Annotated in this window: 14 protein-coding genes; 12 read left to right on the top strand and 2 right to left on the bottom strand. The window is 48.7% G+C overall.

Annotated elements, in window-relative coordinates; translation table 11 throughout:
* The first annotated feature begins 233 nt into the window (after positions 1-233).
* The 11 genes from nusG (at position 234) to UL82_RS01425 (ending at position 17261) form a co-directional block, all read left to right on the top strand.
* Complete coding sequence (nusG, locus tag UL82_RS01375; protein WP_046438609.1) at positions 234-1055, top strand: transcription termination/antitermination protein NusG; 822 nt, start codon at positions 234-236, stop codon at positions 1053-1055.
* 263 nt (positions 1056-1318) lie between these two features.
* Positions 1319-1750: a 50S ribosomal protein L11 gene (gene rplK, locus UL82_RS01380; RefSeq protein ID WP_046438611.1), complete on the top strand. Its 432-nt coding sequence runs from the start codon at positions 1319-1321 to the stop codon at positions 1748-1750.
* A gap of 199 nt (positions 1751-1949) precedes the next feature.
* Complete coding sequence (rplA, locus tag UL82_RS01385) at positions 1950-2657, top strand: 50S ribosomal protein L1 (protein WP_046438612.1); 708 nt, start codon at positions 1950-1952, stop codon at positions 2655-2657.
* 121 nt (positions 2658-2778) lie between these two features.
* Entirely contained in the window at positions 2779-3681 is a 903-nt protein-coding gene (locus tag UL82_RS01390) for a phytoene/squalene synthase family protein (protein ID WP_052735835.1), read from the top strand.
* The gene (gene crtI, locus UL82_RS01395; RefSeq protein ID WP_046438613.1) at positions 3674-5206 is read left to right on the top strand and encodes a phytoene desaturase family protein; all 1533 of its coding nucleotides are present in this window, start codon (positions 3674-3676) and stop codon (positions 5204-5206) included. The genes UL82_RS01390 and crtI overlap by 8 nt, the downstream gene beginning before the upstream one ends.
* Before the next feature lie 438 nt (positions 5207-5644).
* On the top strand, positions 5645-6160 hold the full coding sequence (gene rplJ, locus UL82_RS01400; RefSeq protein WP_046438615.1) for a 50S ribosomal protein L10: 516 nt from the start codon (positions 5645-5647) through the stop codon (positions 6158-6160).
* A 133-nt stretch (positions 6161-6293) separates the two neighbouring features.
* Positions 6294-6680 carry a 50S ribosomal protein L7/L12 gene (gene rplL / locus UL82_RS01405; RefSeq protein ID WP_046438617.1) on the top strand — a complete coding sequence of 129 codons (387 nt, stop codon included), beginning with the start codon at positions 6294-6296 and terminating at the stop codon, positions 6678-6680.
* 282 nt (positions 6681-6962) lie between these two features.
* The gene (locus UL82_RS01410) at positions 6963-8246 is read left to right on the top strand and encodes an MFS transporter (RefSeq protein WP_052735836.1); all 1284 of its coding nucleotides are present in this window, start codon (positions 6963-6965) and stop codon (positions 8244-8246) included.
* A gap of 156 nt (positions 8247-8402) precedes the next feature.
* Positions 8403-9362, top strand: a complete 960-nt coding sequence (locus tag UL82_RS01415) for a DUF3068 domain-containing protein (RefSeq protein WP_046441046.1) — start codon at positions 8403-8405, stop codon at positions 9360-9362.
* 280 nt (positions 9363-9642) lie between these two features.
* On the top strand, positions 9643-13137 hold the full coding sequence (rpoB, locus tag UL82_RS01420; protein ID WP_083966490.1) for a DNA-directed RNA polymerase subunit beta: 3495 nt from the start codon (positions 9643-9645) through the stop codon (positions 13135-13137).
* A 116-nt stretch (positions 13138-13253) separates the two neighbouring features.
* On the top strand, positions 13254-17261 hold the full coding sequence (locus UL82_RS01425) for a DNA-directed RNA polymerase subunit beta' (protein ID WP_046438618.1): 4008 nt from the start codon (positions 13254-13256) through the stop codon (positions 17259-17261).
* A gap of 209 nt (positions 17262-17470) precedes the next feature.
* On the opposite strand, the gene UL82_RS01430 is transcribed toward UL82_RS01425, so the two are convergent.
* A complete protein-coding gene (locus tag UL82_RS01430; protein WP_046438620.1) occupies positions 17471-18811 on the bottom strand; it encodes a DUF5692 family protein in 1341 nt (446 codons plus the stop codon).
* Between the two features lie 207 nt (positions 18812-19018).
* Here UL82_RS01430 and UL82_RS01435 point away from each other — a divergent pair, with 207 nt between their 5' ends.
* Positions 19019-20068 (top strand): hypothetical protein, encoded by a 1050-nt coding sequence (locus tag UL82_RS01435; RefSeq protein ID WP_126316364.1) that lies wholly within the window; start codon positions 19019-19021, stop codon positions 20066-20068.
* 83 nt (positions 20069-20151) lie between these two features.
* Here UL82_RS01435 and UL82_RS01440 read toward each other — a convergent pair whose 3' ends face one another.
* A complete protein-coding gene (locus UL82_RS01440) occupies positions 20152-21210 on the bottom strand; it encodes a DUF5692 family protein (protein ID WP_232009501.1) in 1059 nt (352 codons plus the stop codon).
* Positions 21211-21503: the final 293 nt, after the last annotated feature.

A 21503-nucleotide genomic window follows, 5' to 3' on the forward strand; every position in this document is an offset into this window, starting at 1 on the left:
CAGATGCATGTCTGACGGGATAATTTATTGGCCACTTCAACATTGTGTCTGCTTATTGTGCTGGCATAATCCGTATTTGAGAAGTTCTAGAACCATACCAAAATAGTAATTTGAGAAAGCTTTTTTGCTTTTCGACGAAATTGCCCTAGGGGTGTGGGGGAGAATGCGCTAAGACGGGTAGCATAGTGTGAAACGGTGCGCAGCATTGAGATGAACAGGAGTTTTAAAAGATCATGAGTGATGAGAACATTGGCGGTTCTTTCGCAGAAGCTTTTGATGAGGTTATCGAAGAAGCTTTAGACAATGAGGTGGCTCAGGCTGCTGAGGAACAGGCAGCTTCAGAGATTGAGGTTGTTGATGCGACTGTAGATATTGCTACTGGAGCGATTGAAACCGAGGTCGTTGAGCCAGATGCGGAATATAAGTCCAGGTTGCGTGCTTTTACTCGTGAGCTGAAGAAACTTCCTGGCCAGTGGTACATCATTCAGTGCTACTCGGGTTATGAGAACAAGGTAAAGACGAACCTTGATATGCGTGCTCAGACTCTTGAGGTAGAGGATTCTATTTACGACGTTGTTGTTCCGATTGAGCAGGCAATGGAAATCCGCGATGGTAAGCGCAAGCTAGTGAAGCGGAAGCTGCTTCCGGGCTATGTGCTGGTTCGTATGGATATCAATGACCGAGCTTGGTCGGTTGTTCGTGATACCCCAGGTGTGACCAGCTTCGTAGGCAATGAAGGCAACGCCACTCCGGTGAAACACCGTGATGTAGCTAAGTTCTTGATGCCACAGGAAGAAACTGCTGGTGCGGCTGCTGCTACCACTGCCGAAGGCGAGCAGGTTATTGCTATGCCAACGGACGCCGCTACTACGAAGGTGTCGGTAGATTTCGAGGTTGGCGAGGCAGTGACCATCCTCACCGGTGCTTTGGCTTCGGTTTCGGCAACTATCGCAGAAATTGATGTGGAGAACTCCAAGCTGCAAGCTCTGGTCTCTATCTTTGGCCGGGAAACTCCAGTTGAGCTTAATTTTGACCAGGTGGAAAAAGTTAACTAATTTTCTCGCGCGTTTGAGCGACATATTTAAAGTGGCGTGAGTAGCTAGATAACCGTCGACAAGCATTATTGCCCCGTGATTGTGGAATTTCCTCGTCACGGGGCTTTGTTGTAGACTAAACGATCGCGTGTTCTACGCGACAATTATGTAATCCCCGGTGGCTTGGGCAATAAGCGTACTGCTGTTGCTGGGCATCCGGACGGGTGGCTTAAGAATTTGGACCATCACACTTAAGTCTTATCCCGGTACCAAGGAGGTAAAAGATGGCTCCTAAGAAGAAGGTCTCTGGCCTTATTAAGTTGCAGATTGAAGCCGGTCAGGCAAATCCAGCTCCACCAGTTGGTCCTGCTCTCGGTGCTCATGGTGTGAACATCATGGAATTCTGCAAGGCGTATAACGCTGCAACTGAGTCTCAGCGTGGTAATGTGGTTCCTGTTGAAATCACTGTCTACGAAGATCGTTCTTTCACCTTCAAGCTTAAGACTCCTCCCGCAGCGAAACTTCTGCTTAAGGCCGCTGGCCTGCAGAAGGGTTCGGGTGTTCCACACACTCAGAAGGTGGGCAAGGTAACCATGGCTCAGGTCAAGGAAATTGCTCAAACCAAGATGGAAGACCTTAACGCCAACGACATCGATATGGCTGCTCGCATTATTGCCGGCACCGCCCGTTCCATGGGTATTGAGGTCGAAAACTAAGCCATCTTGTATCGGCAGTAGTAGCTGATATGCCTGCATTAGGGCGCAAAATATTTCTTGAACCGGTGTCTACATGGCCAACATAAGACATAGTTTCTATAGCTACTACCGCTTTTACGGCACGCTTTATTACCCAATTTAACCGTGGCAGGGTCAGCTTCGACTCGCACCACGATTCCTAAATTTTAAGGATTTTACTATGAGCAAGCGTTCAAAGGCATATCTCGCCGCCGCTGAAAAGGTTGACAAGAACCGTCTCTACCGTCCCCTAGAGGCTGCTGAGTTGGTTAAGGAAACCTCCTCGAAGAATACTGATGCTACCGTTGATGTTGCTATCCGCTTGGGCGTTGACCCACGCAAGGCAGACCAGTTGGTTCGCGGCACTGTTTCTTTGCCTCATGGCACCGGTAAGTCTGTTCGCGTTGTTGTTTTTGCTGCTGGCGAAAAGGCAACCGAGGCTTTGGAAGCTGGTGCTGAGGAAGTCGGTACCGACGAGCTGATCGAGAAGATCACCGGTGGCTGGACTGATTTCGATGTTGCTATCGCCACCCCAGATCAGATGGCTAAGGTTGGCCGAGTAGCTCGTGTTCTTGGTCCTCGTGGTTTGATGCCTAACCCTAAGACCGGCACCGTGACCACTGATGTTGCCAAGGCTGTAGCTGATGTTAAGGGCGGTAAGATTTCTTTCCGTGTTGATAAGGCTGCTAACCTACACGCCATTATCGGTAAGTCTTCGTTTAGCGCAGTACAGCTTGCTGAAAACTACGGTGCACTATTGGATGAGGTTAACCGCATTAAGCCTTCTTCCTCCAAGGGCATTTACATTAAGAAGGTTACTTTTGCTTCGACCTTCGGCCCAGGTGTTCCAGTAGACACCAGCATTCAGAAGAACTACAGCGAGGCTTAAAATTTTCATTGTGCCTCGCAATGAGCTCCCCGACATGTCATCGTGTTGGGGAGTTATTTTTTATTGCTTGTCGACGACTAGCGTTAGAACCACAACCGAGATAAATAAGGGGGCTGCTCTGGTGGTAAAAGCCGAACAATGCGCTAACCTGGATCGCTATGATGCTATGGCAATTGCAGCAGCCAAACAGGTTATAGCGCGCTATTCAACCAGTTTTAGTCTTGCTACCGCGTTATTACCCCCACGAATTAAAGAAGACATCACTAATCTTTACGCGATGGTGCGTATCGCTGATGAAATCGTTGACGGCCTAGGGCAATGTGGTGCAGTAGACGTCGAAAAGCTCCTGGAGCAATACGCTTGTACCGTGATTGCCGCCCCACTAGGGCAGTTTCATAGTGATGTGATCGTTCACGCCTATGCAATTACTGCGCGTCGGTGTGGGTTTCCCAAAGAGTATGTTTTAGCCTTTTTCGATTCAATGCGTATGGATCTTAGCCCGCAGGAATACGATCAGGCAGCTTTAGCACGCTATATTTACGGTTCGGCAGAAGTGATCGGTTTATTGTGCTTACGCTGTTTTTATGCACAAGATTTTAACGAGCTTTCCCCTACTAGGCAGAAAAATTTAGAAAAAGGCGCTCGACATTTGGGGGCGGCTTTTCAAAAAATTAACTTTTTGCGTGATATTGCCGAGGACACAAATACTTTAGGGCGCAATTATTTTTCATCTTTTTCGCTAGGAAAACGATTAACTGAAAATGCCAAAAAGGAGATTATTGCCGATATTCGCAGCGATATTGCTAGCGCAGAAATAGCAGTACAAGAACTAAAACCTAGTGTTTATATGGCAGTAGCTAGCGCAATGGCACTTTTTAACGGGTTAACTGACAAACTTGCGGCAACGAGTGTGGATAAACTATATGCCGGTCGAGTGCGGTTATCAGCATGGGAAAAAACTCGCATAATTTCCAAAATTGCCCTAGGAGGGTGGGGAAAAGAAAGAAGGACAACCAATGCCTAAACCGAAATCAGCCGTTGTGATTGGCGCTGGAATTGCTGGTTTAGCCACTGCTGGGCTGCTTGCTAAAGAGGGCCTTGACGTAACAGTGCTAGAAAAAGGTGATTGGTTAGGCGGTCGCGCGGGCGAATATTATCTGGATGGTTTTTGCTTCGAGACCGGGCCGTCATGGTACCTTATGCCCGAAGCTTTTGATCGGTTCTTTGAATTAATGGGCACAACCACAAATAAAGAGCTTGATCTTATTTCACTTGATCCTGGGTATCGAGTTTTTCCAGAAGGCGCAGATTTTATCGACATCCCCCTAGGGCAAAAACGAGTATGTGCGCTTTTCGACGAATTAAGCCCCGGTGCTGGCCCACAATTACAAAATTATTTGGCTAGTGCGCAAGAAATATATGAGATTGCGTTGCAGCGATTTTTGTACACCAATTTTGTTTCTCCTGCACCATTTATGGGGATGGTGGTGTTGCGCCGCGCATTGCGGTTAATGTACTTGTTGTGTGAACCGTTGGATAGGTTCGTCGAAAAGCAATTTTTAGATCTGCGTTTGCAACAGATTTTGCAATATCCGGCGGTTTTCTTATCCACCCAGCCACGTAGTGCGCCGAGTTTGTATCATTTGATGAGTCACACTGATTTAACGCAAGGGGTGCGTTATCCGCAGGGTGGTTTTACTTCTATTGTTTCTGCCCTAGAGAAGTTGGCACGTGAATATGGCGCGCGCATTGAGCTTAATGCTGAGGTAACTGAGATTATCGTCAAGAGTAAGCAGGCAAGAGGGGTGCGTTATAACCATGAGGGTCAGCAGGTAAACCTGGCGGCAGATATGGTGGTTGGTGCGTGCGATATTGAGCATGTGGAGAGTCAGCTTATCCCCAGTCAGCTGCGCACGTATTCGCCGCGGTATTTTGCTCAGCGGGATCCAGGAGTGGGGGCTGTGTTGGTGCTACTTGGGGTGCGAGATCCCTTAGGGCAATTACAGCATCATAATTTGTTTTTCTCTCGCGATTGGGACAGGGACTTTACTGCGGTTTTCCCTGATAAAACATTTGCGTTACGACGCGACTCCCAGTCGATGTATGTGTGCAAGCCTTCGCATACCGATAACACAGTTGCCCCATCAGGGATGGAAAACTTATTTGTGCTCATTCCAGTGGCTGCTGATCCTTCGATTGGTCATGGTGATGCCTACCATGAGCAGGCTTCAGCAGAGGTTGCTGCGATTGCCGAGCGTGCTATTGACTTTATTGCGCAGCGCGCTGAAATTCCTGATTTACGCGATCGTATTGTGGTGCACAAGACGATTGGGCCACAGGATTTTCAAGAGCGTTATTACTCTTTTTGTGGTGGTGCGATTGGGCCGGCACATACGTTACGGCAGTCGGCGTTTTTGCGGGGGAGCAATCGATCGAAAAAAATTGCCAACCTTTATTATGCCGGTGGTACTACTACACCTGGTGTGGGGGTTCCACTGTGTTTAATTTCTGCAGAAAATATTCTTACTAGACTACGAAGCGAAAAATAATTCTCCATACCGCAAAACGAGCTGGAAAAGCAGATCGTTTCCGGTAGCGCACTTAGACAATCGATAAAAATAGCAGAAGTGCTTTTTGCTATTTTCGTGGGTTGGAAATTTTTTACTCAAATTGCCCTAGGGGGATTTGGTAAAAGTTGTATTTCTAGCGTAGATTGTCTACCGAAGTTTGAAATGGCTTTTAGCCATGCTCAAGTTTCACCGAAGACCGTCGGTCAGCAGAAATGCTCGAAGGTATCCGCACCGGCTTGCCGGGTGGAACGGCCCACGCAGGAGTAACTGAGTTCACCTCCTTTTGGAGTGTTGTGCCTCGTGCTCTTGCACGAGGTTTTTTGTTTTTTAAAATGTGTTCGGGTTAAGAATGCAGAAGAAAATCGAAAAACCTCGGCGGATCAATGCACATACGTAATTGAGGAAGGAGGCGAAGTAATGGCAAACCCGAAGAACGAGTCTTCGCTTGCTGAGCTAAAGCAGCGTTTTGCGAACACTGACGCATTTGTACTTACTGAGTACCGTGGTCTTAGTGTTGCTCAGACAACCGAACTGCGTAAGTCTCTCGGTGCTGACGTCCAGTACTCCGTCGCCAAGAACACCCTTTTGAAGTTGGCAGCTAAAGATGCCGGTGTCGAAGGCCTTGATGATCTTCTTGTTGGTCCTACCGCTGTTGCCTTTATTCAGGGCGAAGCTGTAGATGCTGCGAAGGTTTTGAAGAAGTTCGCTTCTGATAATAAGGCATTCGTTATCAAGGGTGGCTACATGGATGGCAACGCTCTGAGCGCAGCTCAGGTCGATGCAATTGCTGAGCTAGATAACCGTGAGACCACTCTCGCAAAGCTGGCTGGCGCCATGAAGGGCAACTTGGCAAAGGCCGCAGGCCTATTCAATGCTCCTGCTTCCCAGGTCGCACGCCTTGCTGCTGCGCTCCAGGAGAAGAAGGACGCTTAAAACGTCGCTCTTGCTGTTGGTTTTTGCCGGCGCATAGAGAACATAGAGCAACGTTTTACTACACAACACTTAAAAATGGCGCAAAGCTGAACACATATGATGGCTTTGAGTCAAAACCGAAAGGAATACCATTATGGCTAAGCTCACCAAGGACGAGCTCATTGAGGCTTTCAAGGAGATGACCCTCATCGAGCTTTCCGAGTTCGTTAAAGAATTCGAAGAGGTCTTCGAGGTCACCGCTGCTGCTCCAGTTGCTGTTGCTGCTGCTGGCGCTGCTGCTCCAGGCGCTGCTGCTGAGGAAGAGAAGGACGAGTTCGACGTTGTTCTTGAGGATGCAGGCGCTAAGAAGATTGGCGTAATTAAGGTTGTCCGCGAGATCGTTTCCGGCCTAGGCCTGAAGGAAGCTAAGGAGCTCGTTGAGGGCGCACCTAAGGCTATCCTTGAGGGTGCAAGCAAGGACGATGCTGAGGCTGCTAAGGCTAAGCTCGAAGAGGCTGGCGCAAAGGTTACCCTTAAGTAATACTGCCGCTTATTCTAAGCATTTCAACTCCCGTTCCCGCATTGTGGGACGGGAGTTTTTCATGTGCCGCTAGCGTATGGCGGCGGTATGGTGGCTATAAAATTTTTCCTTTACTCACTGTTGTGTGCACTAAGACAGTGAAGACAAACACTGTGTTCTCGTTACCAGTTGAGGCTGCATATTCAGTACAGTGATTTTTGCCCTAGGAAAATCACGACCTCATTTATTCACCATGAGCCAAGCCCATTTTGAGCTAGTTCATTTATTAAGGAGACCCCCGCCGTGCACCACACTGATTATTCGCTGCGAACACAGGCACGTCGGTTTTCTAAAATTTCTCTAGAGCTTAAATTACTGCTAAGCACGCAAATGCTTTTTAATATTGGTTTTTATCTTGTGGTTCCTTTTCTGGCTGTGTATATGTCAGAGGATTTGCGGCTTGGTGGCGCAATGATTGGTCTAGTGCTGGGTGTGCGAACCTTTAGCCAGCAGGGCATGTTTTTCTTGGGCGGAGCTTTAGCAGATCGTTTTGGTATGAAGCCGATTCTGCTTACCGGTATTGCTATTCGTATTGCGGGGTTTACTGCGGCAGGTTTATCGACGTCGGTAAGTACTCTTATGGTTGGTGTGATTCTTATCGGCTTTGGTGCTGCTCTTTTTTCACCTGCGGTGGAAGCTGCCCTAGCTGCTAGCAGTGCTCAATCACGTGGTGGAATGAGCCGAGCGGATATTTTTGCCCTTGACTCGCTATTTTTGAATATTGGGTCGGTGTTAGGTCCGGTACTTGGTGCGTTGCTGATACCTTTTGGGTTTAAGACGGTGGCGCTTATCGGTGCGGTCATTTTTGGTGCCATTTTTATCACCCATGCTTTTGTGGTTAAAAATATTGAGACTGTGCGTGAAAAATCGCTTTTTGATGGTCTGAATAAGGTTATTCGCAACCCATTATTTATTATTTTTGGGGTGGCCTACTCGGCAAACCTGGTGGCCTATAATCTGATGTATTTAGGGCTACCGGTGGAATTGCATCGGGTGACCGGGCATCAGGGCGCACTTGGTTGGCTTTTTGCCTATGTCAGTATTTTGACGATCGTGGTGCAAATGCCGCTTTCAACATGGGCACAGAAACTTAATATTGCTATGGCTACTTCGGCAGGCACTATTATTCAAGGAATTGGTTTTTTCTTGTTAGGAGTATGCGCGATTTTTACTCCGCTGCCTGGGCTTGCTGCGTTACTTCCATCACTACTGATGCTAACGCTTTTGCATGTGGGACAAATGATTGCAATTCCAGTTTCACGGGATCTCGTTGGGGTGATTGCTCAAGAGCAAAATCTCGGCACATATTTTGGGGTGCTGAACTCTTTTGGTGGTTTTGCAGTGATGATAAGTTCCTTAGCAATGGGGTATCTACTCGATCTTGCCCTCATTACTCAACCGCAGGCGATTATTCCCTGGGCAGTTGCCGGCTTTATGATGCTTTTTTCTGCTCTCGGGCTAGTACTTACTGTTAAAAAAGTACATAACATTAATACCGGTGATATTGTGCATCCGGAAACACTATAAAAAATCTTGTTTTTTCCCTAGGGCAAAAAGAGGATTTTAGTATCGTGTTATCGCAGCAGATTAGCAGTAACAAAGGGCTTATTTTTGTTCTTGGTATCCAACCAGTTTTCAAGGGAAATTTCGACTCATTTTTAACCCGCAGGTAACATGCAAATCATGCTGCCTACTTCTCGCATTCTTTCGGTTATCGTTCTTGGGCTAGGTTTAGCCTTAGTGGCGTGGGGGATTGCTGCGCCACGCGTGATTGATGCGGATGCGCGGATGCCCTTGGATTTAGAAAAAACCACTTTTAGGCTTATCGACGATAGTGCGACGACTCGTCTTATCCATAATGGCCAGATTATTCAGGTGCCTTTTACTCGTCAGCTGCATATGACCATTTTGCCGCCGAGTGATAATGACACGGCAACGGTTCGCGTGGGCTATACGGATATGCGCACGAGTATGCAGTCGGAAAATGAGCGTTTGAGTACGGCTTCGGTGTGGTCATATTCCTTTGATCGGGTTTCTGGTGAGTCAACAAGTGCAGCAGTGGTAGCAGATCAGTTGGCTAGTCCTACCCAAGAGGTCGAACTTTCTGGTGGGTGGCTAAAGTTTCCCGTCGATACGCAGCAAACCTCTTATGACATTTTCGATGTCACTGCTAGACAGAGTATTCCCGCAGTATTTAGTGCTGCTGAGCAAAGAGACGGTCGCACAGTTTATCGCTTTGTGCAAGAAATCGAGCCAATCAATGTTGCTCGCAACTATAACTCGGTTGCCAATACTATCGAGGTGGACGTCGACGGTGAAGCACAAACAGCATATTTATATCACTCGGGTACTCGTGAGTTATATGTGGATCAAATAACCGGCTTAATTGTTGATTGGCACGAAAATATTGATGATTACTATGGCGATGAGCAGGGAAAAAAGCTTGAACAAGCATTGCTTTTTCAGGGCTCTCTTGCTGCCGAAGATGCGCAGGCGTTGTTAGTTCAGGCTTCTGGCGTGTCGGATGGACACACCTTCCGTTTGGTTAATTACATTGTCCTTGGGTTTGGTATTGTGCTGAGCATTATCGGCATGGCCGGAGCATTTTTGGTAGGTCGTCGTCGATTGGCAACTGAAGGATAATCGAATAAGCAGGGATTTTTGGCTGGAATTTGATTTTTTTCGGCTGAACAATTAAAGCGCCTTTACAAACCTGGCCTAAAGGTATAGGCTGTATCGTTGCGCTGGAATGCAAATCTAGTAGTATTTTTTGACCTTGATCGCTTGGTGAGTTCGAAATCGAAAATCATCGACTTGACAAGGTCATTCCGTGCTATCTAGGTAAGGCATTTCTTAGCAGACCGAATTGCTCATTTACCAGCGGTTTTGGCAGCCAATATTGCGGGGCTGCCATCCGCGTGAGGTGCTGGAAGGACCCATCTTGGCAGTCTCCCGCCAGACCAAGGCCACTATCCCTGGGGCTACCGAACGTAAGTCGTTCGCGAAAATTACGGAACCTATCGAGGTCCCGGGGCTTCTTGATGTACAGCTTAACTCTTTTGCGTGGTTAATCGGCAGCCCCGAATGGCGCGCCCGCAAGCAAGAGGAGTTGGGCGAGGGTGTTCGCGTAACAAGCGGACTTGAGGATATCCTCGAAGAGCTCTCGCCAATTCAGGATTACTCTGGAAATATGTCCCTGTCGCTATCCGCGCCACGTTTCGAAGACATGAAAAACACTGTCGACGAAGCTAAAGACAAGGACATCAACTACTCTGCGCCACTATATGTGACCGCTGAGTTTATTAACAACGAAACCCAAGAGATCAAGTCGCAGACTGTCTTTATCGGCGATTTCCCGATGATGACAGATAAAGGTACCTTCATCGTGAATGGTACCGAGCGCGTTGTGGTCTCTCAGCTGGTGCGTTCACCTGGTGTGTACTTCGATCAGTCGATTGATAAGTCCACTGAACGCCCCTTGCACTCGGTGAAGGTTATTCCTTCTCGCGGTGCGTGGCTGGAGTTTGACGTCGATAAGCGTGACACCGTTGGTGTGCGTATCGACCGTAAGCGCCGCCAGCCAGTGACTGTGCTACTGAAGGCTCTCGGTTGGACTACCGAACAAATTGTTGAACGTTTTGGTTTCTCCGAAATCATGATGTCAACACTAGAAGCTGATGGTGTTGCCAATACCGATGAAGCACTTTTGGAGATCTACCGCAAGCAGCGCCCAGGTGAGCAGCCAACCCGTGATTTGGCACAGTCGCTTCTCGACAACTCCTTCTTTAGGGCGAAACGCTACGATCTAGCCAAGGTCGGCCGGTATAAGGTTAACCGCAAGCTGGGTCTTGGTGGCGATAATGATGGTTTGATGACTCTGACTGAAGAAGACATCGCTACCACCATCGAATACTTGGTGCGCTTGCATGCTGGTGAGCATTCAATGACTTCGCCACAAGGTGTCACCATTCCAGTCGAGACCGACGATATTGACCACTTTGGTAATCGTCGTCTGCGTACTGTTGGCGAGCTCATTCAGAATCAGGTTCGAGTTGGCCTCTCGCGTATGGAACGTGTTGTGCGTGAACGTATGACCACCCAGGACGCTGAGTCAATTACTCCTACCTCGCTGATTAACGTTCGTCCGGTTTCTGCTGCCATTCGCGAATTCTTCGGTACTTCGCAGCTGTCGCAGTTTATGGATCAGAACAATTCGCTGTCTGGTTTGACTCATAAGCGTCGTCTTTCTGCACTCGGCCCAGGTGGTCTGTCGCGTGAGCGCGCCGGCATTGAGGTGCGTGACGTGCACGCCTCGCACTATGGCCGTATGTGTCCTATTGAGACTCCCGAAGGTCCAAACATTGGCCTGATTGGTTCTTTGGCTTCGTATGCTCGAGTTAATGATTTCGGCTTTATTGAGACTCCATACCGCAAGGTAGAAAATGGTGTGCTCACCGACCAGATTGATTATCTCACCGCAGATGAGGAAGATCGCTTCGTGGTTGGTCAGGCCAACGTTGAAGTTGATGGTCAAGGCCGTATTACCGCTGAGCGTGTGACTGTTCGCGTGAAGAACGGTGATATTCAGGTTGTTAGCCCAGAAGCTGTGGAATATCTTGACGTTTCACCACGTCAGATGGTTTCTGTGGCAACCGCTATGATTCCGTTCCTTGAGCACGACGACGCTAACCGTGCCTTGATGGGCGCAAACATGCAGCGCCAGGCTGTGCCGCTGGTACGTTCCGAGGCTCCTTTTGTGGGTACCGGTATGGAGCTGCGTGCTGCGTATGACGCTGGCGATATGGTGATTAGCAAGAAGTCCGGTGTGGTAGAAAACCTTTCTGCTGACTTCATCACCATTATGGATGACACTGGTATTCGCGATACCTACTTGTTGCGTAAATTTGAGCGCACCAACCAAGGTAACAACTACAACCAGAAGCCTTTGGTCGACATTGGCGATCGCGTTGAAGCTGGCCAGGTTATTGCTGATGGTCCTGGTACTCACAATGGTGAAATGGCATTGGGACGCAACCTTTTGGTCGCCTTCATGCCATGGGAAGGCCATAACTACGAGGACGCTATCATCTTGAATCAGCGCCTGGTAGAAGAGGATATCCTGACCTCGATTCACATTGAGGAGCACGAGATTGATGCCCGCGACACTAAGCTTGGTGCCGAGGAAATCACTCGGGAAATCCCTAACGTTTCCGAGGACGTACTGCGCGATCTCGATGAGCGCGGTATTGTGCGCATCGGTGCTGATGTTCGTGACGGCGATATTCTTGTTGGTAAGGTCACTCCGAAGGGCGAAACCGAGCTCACCCCAGAAGAGCGTTTGCTGCGTGCCATCTTTGGTGAGAAGGCACGTGAGGTTCGCGATACCTCTATGAAGGTGCCACACGGTGAAACCGGCAAGGTTATCGGTGTGCGTCGTTTCTCCCGCGAGGATGATGACGATCTAGCACCGGGTGTCAATGAGATGATCCGCGTGTATGTCGCCCAAAAGCGCAAGATTCAGGACGGCGATAAGCTCGCTGGCCGCCACGGCAACAAGGGTGTTGTGGGTAAGATCTTGCCGCAGGAAGATATGCCATTTATGCCAGATGGCACCCCAGTGGATATCATCTTGAACACCCACGGTGTGCCCCGTCGTATGAACATTGGCCAGGTGCTTGAAGTTCACCTTGGTTGGCTAGCTGCTGCTGGTTGGAAGATTGATACCGAAGACCCAGCCAATGCTGAGCTGATGAAGATGCTGCCAGAGGATCTCTATGAGGTTCCAGCAGGCACTTTGACAGCTACCCCAGTGTTCGACGGTGCTTCTAATGATGAGCTGAAAGGCCTGCTGGGCAATACTCGTCCAAACCGTGACGGTGATGTCATGGTTGACTCCGACGGTAAGGCACAGCTTTTCGACGGTCGTTCCGGTGAGCCATTCCCATACCCAGTTTCGGTCGGCTACATGTACATCTTGAAGCTGCACCACTTGGTTGACGAGAAGATCCACGCTCGTTCCACCGGTCCATACTCCATGATTACTCAGCAGCCACTTGGTGGTAAGGCTCAGTTCGGTGGTCAGCGCTTCGGCGAAATGGAGGTGTGGGCAATGCAAGCATATGGTGCCGCCTACACCTTGCAGGAGCTACTAACCATTAAGTCCGATGACGTGGTGGGTCGTGTGAAGGTCTATGAAGCCATTGTCAAGGGTGAAAACATCCCTGACCCAGGCATTCCAGAGTCCTTCAAGGTGCTGCTCAAAGAATTGCAGTCACTGTGTCTGAATGTGGAAGTTCTCTCTGCAGATGGCACCCCAATGGAGTTGTCCGGTTCCGATGACGACGATTACGACCAGGCAGGAGTTTCCCTTGGAATCAACCTGTCTCGTGACGAGCGTTCCGACGCGGACATCGCTTAACGCCAAGGTTTTCTGGTTTTATTTTCTTCTCGAAGCAGATAAAACCAGGTAACGGATACTTTAGTCAAACAAGATTCACAACTATCCCTTGAATAATCGAGGGGAAAGGGAGTTACGTGCTAGACGTCAACTTCTTCGACGAGCTCCGCATCGGCCTGGCAACTGCCGACGACATCCGTCGTTGGTCTAAAGGCGAGGTCAAGAAGCCGGAGACTATTAACTACCGTACGTTAAAGCCAGAAAAGGACGGTCTTTTCTGCGAGCGTATCTTTGGTCCTACCCGCGACTGGGAGTGTGCTTGCGGTAAGTACAAGCGTGTTCGCTACAAGGGCATCATTTGTGAGCGCTGTGGCGTTGAGGTGACCAAGTCCAAGGTGCGCCGTGAGCGAATGGGACACATTGAGCTTGCTGCACCAGTAACTCACATCTGGTACTTCAAGGGTGTTCCTTCCCGCCTGGGTTATTTGCTTGACCTAGCGCCAAAGGATCTTGAGCGCATTATTTACTTCGCCGCCAACATCATCACCAGCATTGATGAAGAGGCACGCCATAACGACCGCACTACTTTGGAAGCAGAAATGCTTTTGGAGAAGAAAGACGTTGAGGCGGATATGGAGTCTGAGATCGCATCTCGGGCTCAGAAGCTAGAAGAAGATCTCGCTGAGCTAGAGGCTGCGGGCGCAAAAGCAGATGCTCGTCGCAAAGTACAAAGCGCTGCCGAAAAAGAAATGCAGCACATCCGTGAGCGCGCCGAGCGTGAGATTGATCGCTTAGAAGAAATCTGGCAGACCTTCTTAAAGCTGGCACCAAAGCAGATGATTATCGACGAAAGCATTTATGAAGAGCTCGTCGATCGCTATGAGGATTACTTCACCGGTGGTATGGGCGCTGAGGCAATCCAGACGCTGATCCGCAATTTTGATCTTGATGCCGAGGCTGAGGAGCTTCGCGAGATCATTAACAGCGGCAAGGGACAAAAGAAGATGCGTGCCCTGAAGCGTTTGAAAGTTGTTGCAGCTTTCCAGCGTTCTGGTAATGATCCTGCAGGTATGGTGCTTGATTGCATTCCGGTTATTCCGCCTGAGTTGCGTCCAATGGTGCAGCTTGACGGTGGCCGTTTTGCCACCTCAGATCTCAATGATCTGTACCGTCGTGTGATTAACCGCAATAATCGCTTGAAGCGCATGATTGATCTGGGTGCACCTGAGATCATCGTGAATAACGAAAAGCGCATGTTGCAGGAATCTGTCGACGCACTCTTTGATAATGGTCGTCGCGGACGTCCAGTAACCGGTCCAGGCAACCGCCCACTGAAGTCTTTGAGCGATTTGCTCAAGGGTAAGCAGGGTCGTTTCCGCCAGAACCTGCTGGGTAAGCGTGTTGATTACTCGGGTCGTTCGGTTATTATCGTTGGTCCGCAGTTGAAGCTGCACGAGTGCGGTCTGCCTAAGTTGATGGCACTTGAGCTATTCAAGCCATTCGTTATGAAGCGACTGGTGGAAAATGAGTACGCGCAAAACATTAAGTCTGCTAAGCGCATGGTGGAACGTCAGCGCCCTGAGGTGTGGGATGTTTTGGAAGAAGCTATTGCTGAACACCCAGTGATGCTCAACCGTGCACCGACTCTACACCGCCTAGGCATCCAGGCATTCGAGCCGAAACTCATTGAGGGTAAGGCTATTCAGCTGCACCCACTAGCTTGTGAAGCTTTTAACGCCGACTTCGACGGTGACCAGATGGCGGTTCACTTGCCATTATCCGCCGAGGCACAGGCAGAAGCACGCGTTCTTATGCTTGCCTCCAACAACATTCTCTCGCCAGCATCCGGTAAGCCTTTGGCCATGCCACGTTTGGACATGGTTACTGGTTTGTACTATCTGACGATGGACAAGACAGTAGAAGAGTACGGCGGCCAGGGTGTGTATACACCAGCAACCGATACCGCTGTGGCACAAGGTGTCTATTCTTCCTACGCCGAGGCAATTATGGCTTATGACCGTGGCGTACTTGGTCTACAGGCTAAGATCAAGGTGCGTATTTCGCACCTGCGTCCGCCAGCAGATATTGAAGCTGAGCAGTTCCCCGATGGTTGGGAGCAAGGCCAGGCCTGGTTGGCAGATACCACCTTGGGTCGAGTTATGTTCAATGACCTCTTGCCATGGAATTACCCATACCTTGAGGGGGTCATGGTGCGTAAGGGCGGCGGCTCAGACAAGATCATGCTTGGCGACGTGATTAACGATCTCGCCGCTAAGTACCCAATGATTACCGTGGCCCAGACCATGGACAAGATGAAGGATGCCGGTTTCTACTGGGCAACCCGATCTGGCGTGACCATTGCTATGTCTGACGTGCTGGTTCTTCCTAACAAGGATGAGATCTTGGATTCTTATGAGTCCGAGGCACGCAAGATTGAACGCAAGTACTGGGAGCAGGGTGCGCTAACTGAGCGTGAGCGTTATGATCGCCTTGTTGAGTTGTGGAAGGACGCAACCGATACCGTTGGTAAGGCCGTCGAGGAACTTTACCCAGATGACAACCCAATTCCGATGATCGTGAAGTCCGGTGCTGCCGGTAACATGCGTCAGATTTGGACCTTGGCTGGCATGAAGGGCATGGTTGTGAACTCGAAGGGTGACTACATCACCCGTCCGATTAAGACCTCCTTCCGTGAAGGCCTATCGGTGCTTGAGTACTTCAACAACTCTCACGGTTCGCGTAAGGGTCTTGCCGATACCGCGCTGCGTACCGCCGACTCCGGTTACTTGACTCGTCGTCTAGTCGACGTGGCTCAGGATGTTATTGTCCGCGAAGAGGACTGCAACACTCGCCAGGGTATTCGCGTTCCAGTAGCTGAGGCTATTAAGGACGCAGAAGGCAACATCACTGGTTACCGAGCACACTCACTTATTGAGACCTCGGTATCTGGTCGTGTGGTAGCAACGGATGTGAAATCCGGCGATGAGGTTATCGTGTCAGCAGGTGCGAACCTTAGCGATGAGCTTATCGACGTTCTAGTTGCTCAGGGTATTGAAGAAGTCAAGGTTCGTTCGGTATTAACCTGTCAAACCGCTACCGGCGTGTGCGCTAAGTGCTACGGCAAGTCCATGGCATCTGGCCAATTGGTTGATATTGGCGAGGCAGTTGGTATTGTTGCTGCACAGTCGATTGGTGAGCCAGGTACTCAGCTTACAATGCGTACCTTCCACCAGGGTGGTGTCGGTGGCGACATTACCGGCGGTTTGCCACGTGTTCAGGAACTCTTCGAGGCTCGTATTCCTAAGAACCGGGCACCTATTGCTTCGGTAGCTGGTACGGTTCACTTGGAAGATGAAGGCAACTTCTGGACCCTATCGATTACTCCAGACGACGGTTCAGATATCGTTGAGTACGAGAAACTGTCCAAGCGTCAGGGCCTAGCAACCGTGCGCGTGCCAATGGAATCCAACCCAGGGGCATGGATCGAACGCACGCTGCAAGAAGGCGATCACGTTGATGTCGGTGATCGTTTGCTGCGTGGTCCAGCTGATCCACATGATGTGCTTGAGGTTTTGGGTCGTCGTGGCGTGGAACAGCACCTGGTTGACGAAGTGCAGGCAGTTTACCGTGCACAGGGTGTGGCGATTCACGATAAGCATATCGAGATTATTATTCGCCAGATGTTGCGTCGCGGTACGGTCATTGAATCCGGTTCTACTGAGTTCCTACCTGGTACCTTGGTTGATCTTTCGGAGGCTAAGGCAGCTAATTCTGAGGCTATTGCAGCTGGCGGTCAGCCTGCTGAGCTGCGCAGTGAGATCATGGGTATCACCAAGGCCTCTTTGGCTACCGAGTCTTGGCTATCGGCTGCGTCCTTCCAGGAGACCACTCGTGTGCTTACCGATGCCGCTATTAACAAGCGCTCCGATAAGCTCATTGGTCTAAAGGAAAACGTGATTATCGGTAAGCTGATCCCAGCTGGTACCGGTATTGCCCGTTACCGCAATATTGCTGTAAAGCCAACCGAGGCAGCACGTAATGCGGCTTACTCGATTCCAACCTATGGTGATTCCATCTACGGTGACGACGGTTACGGCGAGTTCACTGGCGCCTCGGTGCCACTGGATGAGGCTTATGATCTTTAAACATGCGCTAGTTGGTTAACTTAGCGCTAGGTTAAAGCCTTTTAGATAAGGGTCTGACTTTTAATCCTAAAAAGTCAGACCCTTATTGCGTGGGTAGTGCTATAGCGACAAAGACACGTTGTTAACCCAGCTTTCTATGCTTTTATCGCCATAAAAGTAGCCACCCAAAGAAGCAACGTGGGTGGCTACAATAAGAAAATATAGCTGTGCTATGTGACATCCCAGGTAGGATCAGCGGAGATCTTCTTAGCTATGAGCCCAGGATCGGCAGTTAGTGGAGTGCGAAGTTTAGGATAACGTTTATCACTGCGCCACCACGGTATATTTCCTACATAACCAGTTACCGGTGGGGTAGGAGAATCAGGTGCGAAACCTAATTCTTCCGGAGTTTCTTTAATCATGTCGGTAACAAAATACTTATCGGCATCGTCGGCATGTTCGCGCATAATAGTACGGAATTCTTTGAGCTCTGGGTACAAAGGATCGCGGAGTGGATTTCGTTTGGTTGTGTAGATTTTGTACAACCAGTAGATAAATAAACCTACGTTGAATAGGAAAGCAGCCCAGGCGCAGACAGCATTTGCAGTAGGATTCATTGTAGAGAAATTGGTGATATTACTTGGCGGAACCAAAAGCTCTGGTAAAAGATTATTTGCCGCAATCCAGAACATTAAGGTAAAGCAACGGAACCAAATCCATTGTCCTTTTGCCCAGGTAAAAGCAGGTATGGTGCATGCTAGTAATAGTGCTAGGGTGCAGTACCAGGTGTAGTCGGCAAGTGCGTTGTATAAAAATGCGTGGTTCCATAGGTCATAGGCAATAACCCAGGGCCACACCATATCGACCCAAATAAGCCCACGTACTTTCCGTTGCTTATTAGAGGTTATAAATATTTTTCCTAGGCCCGTGATGGTGATAATATTAAGCACCCCTGCGGCTGCAGTAAGTAAATTCCAATATCCGCCGATAGTGCGAAATCCGGTGGCCGGGTCGATGCCAACGCCGGCAGTATGGAAATTAGCTGCTACTGCGGCATACCATTCGGAACTTCCCACTGGTGCGCTTACTCCACGTGTTTCTGGAAGGCCATTAATCATATCGATGCCGACATGAGTGTCGTTAATAGCTTTTAAGCAGGTAGGATCTGCGGCGCAGTCTAGGTAACGTTGCGATTCAAAGAAAATTGTGACATCACGGATATTAGCTTCCATAATGTTTACCGCTAGACCGATCCATAGTGCTATGCCGAAGTATATGGCATAACGGTGTGCTTTAAGTGGGTTCTTTTTGCCGTACCACAGTAGAAAACCGGTCATTGTGGCTGTGGCAACCATAATGACGTATTTGCCAAAGGGAAACCAGCCAACCATGGGAGTGCCATGTAATGCGGCATAAGGCATAAGTGCCAGGCCGCCGAAAGTCCATAAGAAAAATATTGTCCAATTCCAGCGACGGTTAATTTCCGAGATAGCTACTTGAGCGATAAAAACTATCAGCCAAGTCAGGTAAACGAGAGGAGTGCCTATCTCCCAGAGAAAGAGCGAATGCATTGCGTAGTCCTCCGATTGTGGGATATAACAAACCAAATTTTACCAAGCATAGATTATTTCAGTGATAGAGTGAGGTTATTAGCACATAGGGCACATTACTAGCGGGTATGTGATAGATAATTAACGGATGTGCCTGTGGGCTAGCGTGGGAACACATTTTGCGTGTTCTGTTAAAGAACAACTAGCTTAAGGTGGTTTGAGCGAAGTATGAAGAAAAAATGTACGATCACTGGCGCGCATGCTGCATGGGGGATAGGGGTGTTAGCTGCAACAACAGTTGGCGGAATGTATGCATTTAGTCAGCTTAGTGGGAAAGCAACTCCAGAAGAGCAAGCGTGGACATATCCCGGCGATGATCTTATCGACGCTAACTATGACAATGGATATTCTTCTACCTATGCGATCGATATTGATGCGCCGGCTTATGCTGTCTGGCGGATTTTGAAACAGATTGGTGCTAATAAAGCTGGATCTTTTTCCTCAGAATGGCTTGAGCGTACTTTTGCGCGGTTACCTTTCTATAATAGTTATGAGTTGCAGGAAGAATTCCAACAGCCAGATTCCATGGTTCCTGGTGATATTGCCGCCTTTGATTACCAGGGCATGTCAATGGAATGGGCTGATGTTGTTCCTGGTAAATACCTCGTTCAGTGGGTTGATACTAAAAATCCGCCAGCAGCGCCGGGATCATATGCTTTCCGCTATCCGTCAATGGATCATTTCGCAGCGGCGTGGTGTTTTTATATGATCCCGCTGAAAGGAGAGCGAACTCGATTAATTAACCATTGGCGAATTGGATTTGAGCCAAATACGCCGTTACCGAAAGCAATTAATTGGGTCAATATTGAACTCGTTGGCGGTTGTATGACTCGTATGCAAAATATTTACATTAAGCGGGTAGCGGAGTTTCGTAAAAAGCAGCAGCATATTGGAAAATTTATGCGTGGTGTTTTAGGTGGGCGTTATTTTGGTTCAAAAGTTCCTGCTGGTAGGTGGGATGGCACTGAGTTGTTTGAGGATACCTACACCCAGTGGTTCCAATATGGACGTCAGTGTCCTGCAGTGGCAGAAATTCGCCCACCAAAAACTGATGATCCTCAGTGGCCACCCACTGGTCCGGGGACTCCTTGGTCAGAGATAATTGACGAGGATTATTTTACGGATTGGCAAGAACCTGAGTTCTCGTGGGAGGAACAAATTAGACAAAAGAAAGAGCGTACTTACCTTAAAGGCTGGGGTAAGACTACAAAAGAATAGGCTCTTTTAAGTGCGTTGTGCACAATATAAATATTGTACACAACGCACTTAATGCTTGTGTGGGTTTATTGCACTACTAATTTTTAATTATTGTACACAATAGAATTTGCCAGAGGCTCTCGGTATCCTAAAGCCTCTGGGGTGGAACCCAGCCGGGCAGCAATGCGATCTTGATCTTTATTGCTAGCATGCTGGCGAATAAGCGCTGTGTAGTTTTTGCTGCCGGAGTATATCTCCTGGGTAAAAGGATTTCTACGATGGCGAATAATTGTGTATATGTGGTAGCCAAAGACTCCTATATTAAGGGCGAGCGATAAGACAGCTAGGGTAAGAAGTGCCGTTGGGTTGTGGGCTGAGCGATGAGCGAAAATTGAGCTTTCGGTAAAAGCTGGGAATGTGAGCACAACCGCAGACCACAGGGTGAGTGTATAGGCTCGGAATTGAATCCACGATCCTTGGCCAAATTTGAAGAAGACCGGAATGGTGCAGGACAACAAGAGCGCGACCCCGGAATACCAGGCGCGATCGCTAAGACAGTTGTAGCAGTAAGAGAGGTTCCACACGTCGTAAGCAATAATCCAGCCAAAGGTAAGATCACCCCAGATAATTGCTCGAGATTTACCTTTGGCGACAAATATGCCAACCCAACCAGAAATTGCTAGTAGATTAAGAATTCCGGCAATTCCGTTTATTATATTCCATGGTCCGCCCCAGATAACCATATGTTGTTCGGGGTCAAAGCCATGGATGCTATAAACCTGGAAATCACGCACAACTGCTTCCATAATATTAACTGCGAGGATAACCGGTGGAATGGTGAGATACCAGTAGTTATGCCGTAGTTTTTTGGTGTATTGCAAAGCAACTAAACATAAAGATCCCGCCAAAGCTGAATATTGTTTAACAATGGCGAACCATCCTGAAGATGCGGTACCTTCTGTGGAATAAGGCCACCAAAATAGTGTCAGTAGTAGTGGTGAAATTACAAAAACTAAGAGGACTACCCACTTACTTCTTTGTGCCAACCAGGCAGTTGTTGCAAGTGCAGCTGTGACCATGATGAGCATGAGGTAATCCCACCAATCGCCACGTTCAAAGAAAAAGAGGGTGGGGTAATCGGGAGCCGGGATAGTTGGCAACATTGTATGCCTTTCGGTTCTTTCGGTTGTGATTTTTTAAGATCCCGGCTGGCTTACGAATTTCCCAGACTATTCGTATGAGTCGGGCATGTATGTTTAGCTTATGATGTAAAAAGCTTTTTATGGTGTGAAATGTGACTGAAAAATACCATGTCACACTAATTGATTATTATTGCGCACAATAATAATTATAAAAAGCGGATATGATATATCGTGGTCAAGCTTGTATGTGTGCAACATGAGGAAAAACTAATATCGATATACGTTAATCACGTTGATCATAATTTTAATTAGTG

This window comes from Corynebacterium kutscheri (assembly GCF_000980835.1).
GTDB classification, from domain to species: domain Bacteria; phylum Actinomycetota; class Actinomycetes; order Mycobacteriales; family Mycobacteriaceae; genus Corynebacterium; species Corynebacterium kutscheri.